Genomic DNA, 12,012 nt, shown 5'->3' on the forward strand with positions numbered 1-12,012 from the left:
GCAGTTGATTTCGTCGTGAATGAACTAGGCCGGGTTTTGCACATTTCAGAAAAAATCGAAGGTAAATGGGCTGTTTTACCGAAGCGTTGGGTGGTTGAACGCACATTTTCCTGGTTGGGTAATTTTCGCCGTTTATCTAAGGATTTCGAAATCTTGCCCGGTACTGCTGAAAATATGATTCGAATCGCCATGATGAAAATAACACTTGCAAAATGCGTCTAATGTTTTACCAGACAGCTTCTTAAGATGCGTTTAACCTAGTTCCAGAGAAGAATGGCCAATTAAACTGAGCCAGAAACGGACCACAATTCTGTGATGTGGCTACGAGAGAAATCATTCTACAACCGTGTATTAGACAGCCTGGACGCACTTAAAAATTACCTGGAAGCAGCAATGCGCGACATGGAAAAAGATCGTGAATATGTCTAATCTATCGTTGCATAGCCTTGGATTATAAATTTACTTATGAAATAGAAATGGAATAAATTCTATTAACATTTTACGGCTTGTCTCAGCATTACTTAGGCTCTGCTAAGATGTTAAAACAGAACCTAGATTATACGGCCTGTTTAGTTGATTATATTTACCCTGCTGGATGATATGAAACTTAGTGTTATTTTCCAATGCAAAATCGTGAAAAAATCTCACCCAATAAATCATCAGCAGTAAATTCTCCTGTAATTGATGACAATGCGATCTGTGCCAGCCGTAATTCTTCCGCCAATAACTCTAATTGTCTTCCGTTTTCCACCCATGGGATTGCATTATCGAGATGTGTTTTAGCCTTGTTCAGCGCTTGCAAATGCCGTTGTCGTGCCATGAATATGCCTTCACCTGCGATATTGGATTGCCAACCGATTATCTCAAGCATTTTCATGCGTAATAATTCTAGGCCAGCGCCTGTTTTAGCTGAAAGATAAACAACAGGTTTGCCTGATTCCTTCTCGATTCGAGCACTTTCATTCAATAAATCGATTTTGTTAAAAATCGTGAGTAGCGGCAGGTCAGCCGGCAAGCTTTGCAATATTTGCTGATCTGCATCTGTCAGGCCATAGCGGCTATCGATCAGCAACAGTGTCAGGTCTGCTTTCTTAATCGCAGCGTGAGTGCGAGCGATGCCACTTTTCTCAACAATATTTGTGGTTTCTCTTAATCCAGCAGTATCGATAATGTGCACCGGTATGCCTTCGATCTGAATCAATTGCTGAATGGTATCGCGCGTTGTGCCAGGGATTTCTGTCACAATGGCCACTTCATCCCCAGACAATCGGTTCATCAGACTAGATTTACCGACATTAGGCTGCCCAACCAGCACGACTTTTACTCCTTCTTGTAACAGAATACCCTGGCGAGATGAAAGTAAAACGCGTTCCAGCTTTCCACGAATATCCTGCAATCGCGTTGCCGCATGTGCCGATTCCAGGAAATCGATCTCTTCTTCTGGAAAATCGAGTGTAGATTCGACCAGCATGCGTAAATCGATTAATGCTCTTACCAATGTTTGAATCGTTGCAGAAAATTCTCCTTGCAAGGAACGCATGGCGCAGCGTGCGGCATCTGCTGTAGTCGCGTCGATTAGATCCCCCACGCTTTCAGCTTGGACTAGATCAAGCTTATTGTTAAGAAATGCGCGCAGAGTAAATTCGCCTGGTTCAGCCAATCTAGCACCCAATTGAAGGCAACGCGACAAGAGTAAGCTGATAACAGCCGGACCACCATGACCTTGCAATTCAAGCACATCTTCGCCGGTGTAAGAATGCGGAGATGGATAATAAATGGCGATACCTTGGTCGATCGAATGGCCATTCTCATCAAAAAAATGACTTAAATGCGCATTACGGGGGGGCGGAATTGAATCAAGAATGGCTTTAGCGAGAGATTGCAAATTTCTGCCGGAAATACGAATAACACCAATACCTCCTCTTCCAGGTGGAGTGGCAATGGCAGCAATGATATCATTGCTATGCATATGATTTTTGTATGTAAAGCTTTAAACCTTATTGTTTAAGAAAGTAAATCTGACTTGATACTTAATGTTGATAGTAACGAAGGTTCTCTAAAGAGAGTGAGCGCTTATGAAGCATAATACGCTCACTTCTATAGAACAACATTTTAAGATTTTCTTTTTGCTTTTACTTTCTTTTTATCTGCTGTTTCTGCAGCAGGTTGTCCATATAATCGTGTTATCTGCCACTGCTGCGCAATTGATAGCACATTGTTCACTAATGAATACAATACCAGACCAGCCGGGAAGAAGAAGAAAAATATACTAAACATGAGCGGCATGATCTGCATGACTTTAGCCTGTATTGGGTCAGTCGGCTTGGGGTTCAATTTAAATTGAACGAACATTGAAATCCCCATCAACACCGGCAACAGGTAGTAAGGATCAGGTGAAGACAAATCCGTAATCCATAATGCGAAAGGTGCATAACGTAGCTCAACAGCAGCAAGCAGCGTCCAGAACAGGGCAATAAACACTGGAATTTGCACCAGAATAGGAAGGCACCCGCCCATCGGATTAATTTTTTCTTCTTTGTAAAGCTGCATCATTGCCTGGTGCATTTGTTGGCGATCGCTTTTATATTGTTCCTGGATACGTTGTAGCTTCGGTGTCACTAAACGCAATTTAGCCATGGATCGATAACCTGCCGCTGACAACGGGAAAAATAAGATCTTGACCGTCATTGTCAGAAGGATGATAGCTACCCCCCAGTTACCCACCCATTCATGATAAAACGAAAGTAGCCAAAATAATGGAACAGCAATCACCGTAAGCCAACCATAATCGACTGTCAGCTCCAAACCAGGTGCTAATCCTGCTAGTTTATCCTGCTCCTGCGGCCCTTCATAGAGCGGCATCGTTATGCTCGTTGCTTGACCAGGGGCAATGGCACCAACCGGCGCGATCACACCAGCCGTGTATAAATTATCACTTATCCGTTTTGCAAAATACTCTCGAGGTGTTTTTTGTTCTGGCAGCCAGGCTGAAACGAAATAATGCTCCAGCATGGCGATCCAGCCATTATCTGCATTTTGTGGGTAATCGGCTTTATTTTTATCTAAATCAGAAAACTGAATTTTTTGAAACTTCTCATCCTCGGTATAAATAGCAGCACCCAGATAAGTAGGAATCATCATTGTCTCGCCAGCGGGTGGGATGTTATCCCGTAATATCTGGAAATAAGCAAATGGTCGGACGGTTGCTTCTCCCAGATTTTTCACTTCAAATTGAACATCGATGACATAGCTACCACGATGGAAAGTATAGATTTTAGCAACTTGTATACCATTTACTTCTTGGGCAATAAGGCGAACGACAACCTTGTCTTGATCAGCCGCCAAGCTGTAATTATGCGTATCGGAATCTAGCTTGTATTCCGTCTTATGATTGGGCAGACTATCTCCAATCAGGCCTGATTGTGCCACGCTAATACGGGAGCCTTGACTTTGCAGCAATGCATATGGGATTTCTTTATTTTCACGGGATGGATGCTTGAGTAATTCCAGGCGGCGAAAATCTCCTCCAACGGTATCAATCTCTGCTACCACCATATCAGTAACGACTTTAACTTGCTCGCCTGTTGCCAATAAACGTGGTGTCACAGCTGATGGTGTCCCTTCAGCTCCTGGTACCTGTGCAGTGTCTGATTGAGAAGAAGCGAGTGTCTCGCCCGGCACAGGTAGCGCATCATGGCTCTGCTGAGACTGTACATTCTCAGTACTGACTGCTGGGCCAGCTGCTAATTTATCTAGTCTCTCCCGCTCCTTTATCCATGCATCCCAAAGAAATAGCAACGATGTGCTAAAAATGATGATCAATACAATTTTTTTTGTTTCCATCTTAATCTAGTCAAACTAGTTATAGCGATAATCTTTTTTAAAGTTTTTAGGGAACAGGATCATAACCACCATGATTCCACGGATGACAACGTAAAATACGGCCTATGCTCAATATCATTCCTTTGATAAGCCCATATTTTGTTAGTGCCTCGCTTGCATAATTTGAACAAGTTGGGCTAAAACGACAGGAAGGTGGAAAAAAAGGACTAATGCAATATTGATATAGCTTGATAAGACCTATCATCAATCGTAACATTGTTTCGTCCTAAGTTTATGTATCAGTATTTCGGCTTCCTGCCAGATGCGAACAGAGTCAATCTGAGTTAATGAGCGCTGTAGCCGAAAAACACAGTCCATTTTGTCCAATTTTTGCTGGTTCCTACGAAATACCTCTCGCAGTAATCGTTTTAAACGATTACGCTTAATTGCATGTCGCTCCAGCTTCTTTGCAACGATCAATCCTAACCGTGGATGATCCAAATTGTTCGGCTTTACACAGAACTGGAGGAATTCACCACTAGCCGTGCACCTAAAACGAATAACAGCCTGAAACTCCGTTGCATTATGCAACCGACGTTTCTTAGAGAATGAATAATTCCTCACCTATCCATTCGATAATGGGTGCGCATTTGCATTTTTTTATGAATTGTCTTCTAGACACTCAAACGAGCTCGGCCTTTGGCTCTGCGCGCACGAATGACCGCTACGCCACCGCGAGTTCTCATGCGTACAAGGAAACCGTGTGTACGTTTCCTGCGAATAACAGATGGTTGGTATGTACGTTTCATTGTGTTTTATAGGTTATTAATTAATTGGATAATTACTTACTCAATAGAACCGCATATTACAACCTGTTATGGGCATCGATGTCAACTTTATTTTTATGATAGACCATATAAACTTGGCTGATAACGCTAATTTATTGCAATACCTGTACATCAGTACACTTGAACTAGTTAAGCATTATACAAATAATCTCCATTCATGATCATTTTGCTACAATTTTAACCATTAGCGATGGAGCGTTGTTTTGTGCTTGTTGTTGAGAGCGCATACTTTTGGATTAACATGAAGATAATAATTTATCAACGGTCTCGGGATCGTCGAACTAGCATACCTTTTTTTTGCCTTTATCATTTGGGAATCAAGAAAGGAAGGCGTATTAATAAACGACGCTCAGGTGCAGGGACCGCTTATGTTGATTCATATGCGCCCCATCTTGTGTTATGCACAATTGCAATTATTTTGTTAAGTGCGATGGATGCCTTATTCACACTCAATATTCTAGCTAGGGGAGGGATAGAGCTTAATACCTTTATCGCAATATTGATTGAAGACAGCACAGAAAAATTTGTTCACTTCAAGCTCGCACTTACTTCATTGGCGCTGATTTTTCTTATTATTCATCATAACTACCAGCTGATTGCGAAACTACAAGTCAAGCATTTGCTCTACTTGATATTGTTTGGTTATATCACGCTAATCGGTTACGAATTGGCGCTACTAACAATTAGTAACACTTAATAAACAGCTTAAACAGTTCATTTAAATTCCCGAAGCAAGCAAAAAATTATGAGGATCAATTTTTTGCAACAAAATAGGCCGCAATCTTTTCTAGATCTTCCAGAACCAGCGTACCTGCCGCTAAACGCAATCTTAGATAGGCAAGCAGATAATTATACCGTGCTTCTGCCAAATCTATTTGTGCGGAAAAAAGCTGGCTTTGCGCGTTCAATAAATCAAGATTGATGCGTATCCCTCCCTTGATGCTTTTCTCGGTGGCTTGTACCAGTAAAAGTGCTGAATCAACTGCTAAATCCAATGATTCTATTCGCCGAATACTACTTTGCAGTAATTGATATTGCCTACGCAATTCGACAAGAACTCTATCACTCAATGCATCCAGATCAGCCTCTGCACGCGCTTTGTTTGCTTGCGCCTGATTAGTAGTTGCAACCACTCGTCCACCTGCGTACAACGGTAAATTAACTTCCACACCTACAGTCCCAAATTCTGCATCCCGATTAGGGAAAAGAAATGATGCAGCATTTTGTCTGTTCAGGCTTGCTACCAAGTCAACGCGAGGTGCATGGCCAGCACGACTTTTCTTTACCTCAAGTTGATTGGATGTCACGAGATGCCGCTGACTAACTAACTCAGCATTCCGCTCCATAGCTATCTCACGCCAACTCTCAAAATCAGCCGGGTAAATCGGCTGTACTTTAAAATCACCTGCTAATGAATCAAGCTGCGCCGCTTGTTTGCCTATAATTGCCTCCAAAGCCAATCGCGCAACTTCCAGTTCATCTTGTGCTTCAATCATTCTGGCCTGTGATAAAGCATGTCTGGATTTCGTCTCAATCAAATCTGTCTGAGTACCTTCGCCTCGCCTCAACATATTTTCATTGACATGTTTTAATTCTTCTAATGCATTATGCTCTGCTTTGGCTAGATTCAGTCGATCTTGAGCAAGCAGTGTATCGGCGTAGGCTCCCACCAATCGTACGATAAGCTGATGACTCTGACTGATTAATTTAGCCTCGCTTGAATTTGCACGCGCATAACCTTGATCGTAACCCGCCACTGCTTCCATATTAAAAAGCGGTTGCCGCAATGTTAGCGTAGTCACCTGACTATCAAAATTCAGAGAGGATGAAGGAGCATTACCTGTGCTTTGCGTTCCCCGGCTCCATGACTGTAAATGAGAAAGAGACAAGGTCGGCAACAGCCCAGACCGTCCAAGCGCGATTGCTTGCTGACCAGCTTCATTTTCATGGATTGCTGAACGAAATGTCGGATCATTCATTAATGCTGCTTCATAAGCCTCTAATAAACCCATTGCCTGAACGCTCCCCACCTGCCACGATAAAGTAAGCACAAGAATTGATAATAAAGATGGCTTAAACACACGCAGTGGCACGGCTAATCTTCCACAAGCGTTTTATGAATTCGATCGAGAAAAGGTTTCAATAGATAATTCATCAGCGAACGTTCCCCGGTTTTTACAAAAATTTCCACAGGCATCCCTGCCCGTATTTGAAACTCAGCAAGCAGTTTCATTCCTTCCGGTTTGACCTTGGCTTTTAATTGATAATAAGGATTACCCGTTTTTTCTTCGGTTAAACGGTCTGCCGATACATGCGTCACAAACCCAGGTATGCGCGGAATTTTATTTTGATTAAAGGCCGTAAATATGAAATCCACGTCAAGACCTGCATGCACCTTGTCAATGAGATGAACTGGTACTTGTCCTTCGATGACTAGCAAATCTTCTGTCGGAACAATATCCATCATATTAAACCCTGGAGCGATAACTCCTCCACGTGTGAATATATTGATACCCACAACAACACCATCCACTGGTGCCTTCACTAGCACGTTAGCCAATTCAAAATCCTGCGCCAAGAGTCGGCTATCAAGCGATTCGGCCTCTCGTTGAATATCCGTCAACTGCTGCCTAACTTCTTTTTGGTACTCCTCCAGACGCTGGATTCGGCGGAGATTGAGTTCTGAAATTTGACGCTGAGTGCGACCGATATTACCGCTATCAGCAAAAATATCACCCGTTAATTGCGCATGTGTACGCTCTAGCTCAAGCACACGATTGCGTGGAACATAGCCCTCCTGCGCTAATTCCCGCATATTCTCGAGCTGCTCTTTCAGAAACTGCAGCTGCTGCTGTTTACTTGCGCGCGAAGATTCCAAATTGCGCAACTGGACACTCAAGCCCGCGATATTTTCATCCAGTGCGGCCAATTCATGCTTCAGTGCAGATTGCCGCGAAATAAATAACTGTTTCTGCAAGGCGATATTATTGCTTACACGAGCGTTATCAGCTGTAGAAAGCAGAAAGGGAGGAAAATCGATCTCAGCTTTATTATCCCGCTCGGCAATCAGTCGCGCTTCGACTGCTCGGGCGGTAATGAGCTGGGCACGTGTTATTTCTGCCTGTGCTTTAACCTGCACCTCATTCATTTTCACGAGTACCTGCCCAGCCTTGACCACATCCCCTTCTTTTACCAGAATATCATCCACGATACCACCAGTCTGATGTTGAACTGCTTTACGATTCGTCGCTACCATAACCGAGCCAGATAGCGGCACCCCTTTATCTAAAGGTGCAAATGTTGCCCAAAGAAAAAAGCCCCCCACCCCCACTAGCACGATCCACCAACCAAGACGAGCATGGCTTGTTTCATCCGTCTTGACTGAGCTTGCCATATCTATTACCGCAGAGTCAGCCACTGTTTTATCTTTTTGACTAATGAGCTTCATATCTTTCTATTTCCTGCACAGTCACGCAATTTGAGAACGTCTTCAAACTTTCGTGAGGGGTTATTATCTCGCTGCTTGCCGGTCATGTGTCATTAGATCAAACCAAAACCAGCCTCATCACTCATGGATTTACTCTTTATCAAGCAGTCTGAGCACTTTGAGTACTCTGCTCCTTAGACTGTCGTTGCGCTAACAGCGCTTTTTGTGCCTGCTGCTGTTTGCTCAATTCGGCTAGAATTTGGTCAGTTGGCCCAAACATCTGACGCACACCATCGCGTAATAACAGTAGCTTGGTAGTGGCAGCAATAATACTCGTCCGATGAGTAATTAGAATGATTGTTTTACCACGTTTACGCAAGTCGACAATCGCTGCCAATAATGCTTGCTCACCGACATCATCCAGATTTGAATTGGGTTCATCCAGCACAATCAGTGATGGATCACCATACATCGACCGAGCCAAGCCAATACGCTGCTTCTGTCCACCTGAAAGGCCACTTCCGCCATCGCCCAGCAAGGTATCATATCCCTTAGGCATGCTCAGGATCATTTCATGGACCCCTGCTCGCTTAGCTGCCAGGATCACTTTTTCAGAGTCGATCTCACCGAAACGCGCTATATTTTCACTAATGGTGCCAGCAAACAACTCTATATCCTGCGGCAAATAACCAATATGGGGCCCGAGTTCATCCTTATTCCACTGATACACATCTGCGCCATCGAGCCGTACTTTACCTGCAGTAGCAGGCCATACCCCCACCAGTAATCGCGCAAGAGTTGACTTACCTGAGCCGCTTGGCCCAATAACACCCAATACCTCTCCTGCCGCAATAGCAAATGCTAATCCCTTGATAACTGGCACTTTCGATCCTGGCGGAGCCGCCATGACATTTTCAACTGAAACTACACCAGTTGGTTGGGGTAATGACATACCAGGCTGACGGAGAGGATTCTCTTCGAGTAATTTTGTTAGCCGTTCATAGGCATTACGCGTACTCCCGAATTGCCGCCAGACATTGATGAGCACCTGTACCGGAGCAATTGCCTTGCCCATTAAAATCGAACCAGCAATCATCATGCCGGGAGAAATGCTGTTATCCAGGACCAACAGCGCACCCGCTCCTAGCATTAGTGATTGTAATGTAACCGAAGCCGTTTTACTTAAGGCGCTGACTAAACCTGATTTTTCACTTGCTTCTGCCTGTAAGTTCAAAAACTTACCATGTAGTTTGTACCAGCGCGCCTGCAAGTTGGGCAGCATGCCCATAGCTTCAATTACCTCTGCATTACGCAAATTATTGGTGGCCAATGATGTCGATGCTACTGCCATGGTGCTGGCTTCCGCAAGGGGTTTACGTGATACTTGCTCGTTAATATAGGCGAGCAACACTAACACAGCCGTGCCGAACAGAGCAAGCACACCTAACCAGGGGTTAAACAAAAAAATAACCAGCAGATAGATTGGAAACCAGGGCGCATCAAAAAAAGCAAATAAGGCTTGGCCTGTCAGAAATTGGCGTAAATTGGTTAAATCTTGTAAGGCCTGACCTGCATTACTATTTCCTTGGCGTAAACTTTGCTCAAAAGCTGCGGTATAGACACGTTTGTTCAATTTCATATCAAACTGTGCCCCTACTCGTATCAGAACCAAGCTGCGAATATACTCCAAAGCACCCATGAATAAAAAAGCGCCCAGCATGATCAATGTTAGCATCAACAATGTCATTTCGTTGTGGCTTGTCAACACACTGTCATAAAGTTGCAGCATATATAAGGGCTGCATCAGCATCAGCAAATTAATCACTGCACTGAAAACACCAACGGTACGAAATGCGTGCTTAAAACTGATTAATACCTCGGCAAGTTCGCTATAAGGCGTATTTTTTGCTTTCATCTAAATAGGTCAATGAGTGCCAAAATTTCCAGGACAAACAATATGCCAGAAAAATCAGCTGCTCTGTTATGAAAAAAGGAATTCATTTTGGAATATTTCTTAGCTTGACTAAAAAGCAAATTTACTATTATTTTTTAGCAGAGCAATGATAGGGTAATCTGCGATATTTCTCTCACGTGAAATAATGTTTTTTATATCAGCCATTAAAGTAAATCCTCTTTCGCCAGCACGAACGGCCGAGGAGAATAGCCAAAATCACGCGCTGCTTCATCGCACTCAAAAACCAAATCACGATTCATTCGTTCAGCCATTGCTACTGTCCAATGACGATAACGCGGTAATTTTTGCAAAATATTTACTGCTAATCGATAAATCCAGTGAGGTATCGTTAGTAAATAAGGAGGCTGGTCCAATGCTGTGAAAACTCGTTTGATCATTTCACGATAAGTAAGTTTCTCTCCCCCGCTGATATTATAGGCCTGATTGACCACTTTACTTGCTAAAAAAGCAGCAAAGCAGGCAGCGGCAACATCTTTTACATGAACCGGCTGGCGCAAACCATGTGCATCGCCAAGTAACGGGAAGAATTTAAAGCGGCGAATAAATCGGGCTAATTCGGAGATATTTTTATCGCGACCTTGTCCATAAATAAGTGTCGGACGCAGAATAATCCATTCTATCCCATGCTTTTCAGCCCATGTACGTAAATTTGCTTCTCCTTCAGCGAGATGTTGTGCTATTTCCTTTTCTCTTTTATCAGAAGAACCATCTTTGGTAAAGATACTTGTTGAAGACAATACCACAATTCTTTGCACTCCATATGCTATCAGAAAATCGAAGTAAGTCGGCAAGGTCCAGATCGGTGCCAAATATACCCATGAAGTTATTTTTTGGTCACTTGGCCCAAATTCTTCCATTCTTGCTAACAAGAACTCATGCTCTAGCTGGCGCCAGGTCACTGACAAATTCTTTTGCAGAATTTCATTTTCAACCCGCTTACGGGAAAATGCCACCGTCTGCCAGCCATACTGCTCCAACAACGATAATACACACTTCCCGACAGAGCTGGTCGCACCAAATACGCCCATGCATTGATCAGCCACGGCGTAATCCCGCTAAACTACCAAGATAGCTAATCATATGAAATGTCACGACTGCTGCAAAACGCATCCATATACCTGCAAAAACTAGCCACATCAGAATATTCGGATATTGATCATGAAAAAATTTCTTGTAAAAGCGTATCATCCCTCGATGTTTATGCCACGCTACAAAAATAGGGCGGGTCTGACTACAGACTCCTTTGTAGTGCAAAATCTGTACATCAGGAACAAAAATAATTTTCCAACCTCTTTGTCGAAATCGCATGCACCAATCCAGATCTTCACAATGAAGAAAATAGCCTTCATCCCAGACACCAACCTTTTCCATCGCTTCTCGACGAACCAGCATCATCGCGCCTGAGATCGCCTCGACCTCAATCGGTTTCTCTGGTAAAGGGTGCTGATGTAAATGAAAATCAAAAAAAAGGCGCGGCCAATATTTAGCTAAGCGATATAACCCCAATGCCCGCACCAGTGAACGCCAAGGAGTCGGGATCGCGCGTCGACTGCCGCCTTGTTCACTTCCATCTAAATTAAGTAATCGACCACCGACCATACCTATATGGCTATCTTGTTTCATTACTTGCAACATTCGTTCAATGGTATTCGGCGCTAACATACAATCTGGATTCAAAAATAAAATAAAAGGTGCCGCCGCCGCTTTAAGACCAATATTACACCCTGCAGCAAAACCCACATTTTTGTCAAGAGGAATAATTTGCAAACGATGCTCTGATGGAAATTTTCTTATTAATTCAGACAAACTTGAATCAGAGGAAGCATTATCGACAACGATCACCTGCTGGGCCTGATCTAAAGCTGCATCAACACAATCTATAAGCAACAATCCTGCGTTATAATTTATAATCACTACAGAAACGCATGGGTTTAAATTAT

At 43.3% G+C, this 12,012-nt stretch carries 11 protein-coding genes and 1 pseudogene; 2 read left to right on the forward strand and 10 right to left on the reverse strand.

What is annotated here, in order from left to right:
- Positions 1-66 precede the first annotated feature (66 nt).
- A pseudogene (locus tag BM122_RS08970) lies at positions 67-222 on the forward strand (transposase); the annotation flags it as partial.
- A gap of 391 nt (positions 223-613) precedes the next feature.
- Here the strand turns inward: BM122_RS08970 and mnmE are convergent.
- From mnmE to rpmH, 5 genes are all read right to left on the reverse strand, one after another.
- Positions 614-1,969 carry a tRNA uridine-5-carboxymethylaminomethyl(34) synthesis GTPase MnmE gene (gene mnmE / locus BM122_RS08975; protein ID WP_074905257.1) on the reverse strand — a complete coding sequence of 452 codons (1,356 nt, stop codon included), beginning with the start codon at positions 1,967-1,969 and terminating at the stop codon, positions 614-616.
- Between the two features lie 143 nt (positions 1,970-2,112).
- Positions 2,113-3,843 (reverse strand): membrane protein insertase YidC, encoded by a 1,731-nt coding sequence (gene yidC, locus BM122_RS08980; RefSeq protein WP_074905258.1) that lies wholly within the window; start codon positions 3,841-3,843, stop codon positions 2,113-2,115.
- A 46-nt stretch (positions 3,844-3,889) separates the two neighbouring features.
- Entirely contained in the window at positions 3,890-4,099 is a 210-nt protein-coding gene (gene yidD / locus BM122_RS08985; protein ID WP_074905259.1) for a membrane protein insertion efficiency factor YidD, read from the reverse strand.
- On the reverse strand, positions 4,087-4,446 hold the full coding sequence (rnpA, locus tag BM122_RS08990; protein WP_074905260.1) for a ribonuclease P protein component: 360 nt from the start codon (positions 4,444-4,446) through the stop codon (positions 4,087-4,089). The genes yidD and rnpA overlap by 13 nt, the downstream gene beginning before the upstream one ends.
- A gap of 50 nt (positions 4,447-4,496) precedes the next feature.
- Positions 4,497-4,631: a 50S ribosomal protein L34 gene (rpmH, locus tag BM122_RS08995; protein ID WP_074905261.1), complete on the reverse strand. Its 135-nt coding sequence runs from the start codon at positions 4,629-4,631 to the stop codon at positions 4,497-4,499.
- A gap of 280 nt (positions 4,632-4,911) precedes the next feature.
- On the opposite strand from rpmH, the gene BM122_RS09000 reads away from it, so the two are divergent.
- Positions 4,912-5,367 (forward strand): DUF5658 family protein, encoded by a 456-nt coding sequence (locus BM122_RS09000; protein WP_074905262.1) that lies wholly within the window; start codon positions 4,912-4,914, stop codon positions 5,365-5,367.
- A gap of 55 nt (positions 5,368-5,422) precedes the next feature.
- Here the strand turns inward: BM122_RS09000 and BM122_RS09005 are convergent, their stop codons facing one another.
- The 5 genes from BM122_RS09005 to BM122_RS09025 all read right to left on the reverse strand — a co-directional run bounded on the left by BM122_RS09005 (position 5,423) and on the right by BM122_RS09025 (position 11,986).
- On the reverse strand, positions 5,423-6,763 hold the full coding sequence (locus tag BM122_RS09005; RefSeq protein ID WP_256211970.1) for a TolC family outer membrane protein: 1,341 nt from the start codon (positions 6,761-6,763) through the stop codon (positions 5,423-5,425).
- Positions 6,764-6,765: 2 nt separating this feature from the next.
- Complete coding sequence (locus BM122_RS09010) at positions 6,766-8,118, reverse strand: HlyD family type I secretion periplasmic adaptor subunit (protein WP_074905263.1); 1,353 nt, start codon at positions 8,116-8,118, stop codon at positions 6,766-6,768.
- Positions 8,119-8,257: 139 nt separating this feature from the next.
- Positions 8,258-10,012, reverse strand: a complete 1,755-nt coding sequence (locus BM122_RS09015) for a type I secretion system permease/ATPase (protein ID WP_074905264.1) — start codon at positions 10,010-10,012, stop codon at positions 8,258-8,260.
- A gap of 203 nt (positions 10,013-10,215) precedes the next feature.
- Complete coding sequence (locus BM122_RS09020) at positions 10,216-11,115, reverse strand: NAD-dependent epimerase/dehydratase family protein (protein WP_083398420.1); 900 nt, start codon at positions 11,113-11,115, stop codon at positions 10,216-10,218.
- The gene (locus BM122_RS09025; RefSeq protein WP_256211971.1) at positions 11,108-11,986 is read right to left on the reverse strand and encodes a glycosyltransferase family 2 protein; all 879 of its coding nucleotides are present in this window, start codon (positions 11,984-11,986) and stop codon (positions 11,108-11,110) included. Before BM122_RS09025 ends, BM122_RS09020 begins: the two co-directional genes overlap by 8 nt.
- Positions 11,987-12,012: the final 26 nt, after the last annotated feature.

This window comes from Nitrosomonas communis, from assembly GCF_900114745.1.
GTDB lineage: Bacteria > Pseudomonadota > Gammaproteobacteria > Burkholderiales > Nitrosomonadaceae > Nitrosomonas > Nitrosomonas communis_A.

Bases quoted from the DNA above. Each gene is read 5' to 3' on its own strand.
- mnmE (WP_074905257.1), bottom strand. From the start codon at position 1,969: ATGCATAGCAATGATATCATTGCTGCCATTGCCACTCCACCTGGAAGA.
- yidC (WP_074905258.1), bottom strand. From the start codon at position 3,843: ATGGAAACAAAAAAAATTGTATTGATCATCATTTTTAGCACATCGTTG.
- yidD (WP_074905259.1), bottom strand. From the start codon at position 4,099: ATGTTACGATTGATGATAGGTCTTATCAAGCTATATCAATATTGCATT.
- rpmH (WP_074905261.1), bottom strand. From the start codon at position 4,631: ATGAAACGTACATACCAACCATCTGTTATTCGCAGGAAACGTACACAC.
- BM122_RS09000 (WP_074905262.1), top strand. From the start codon at position 4,912: ATGAAGATAATAATTTATCAACGGTCTCGGGATCGTCGAACTAGCATA.
- BM122_RS09010 (WP_074905263.1), bottom strand. From the start codon at position 8,118: ATGAAGCTCATTAGTCAAAAAGATAAAACAGTGGCTGACTCTGCGGTA.
- BM122_RS09015 (WP_074905264.1), bottom strand. From the start codon at position 10,012: ATGAAAGCAAAAAATACGCCTTATAGCGAACTTGCCGAGGTATTAATC.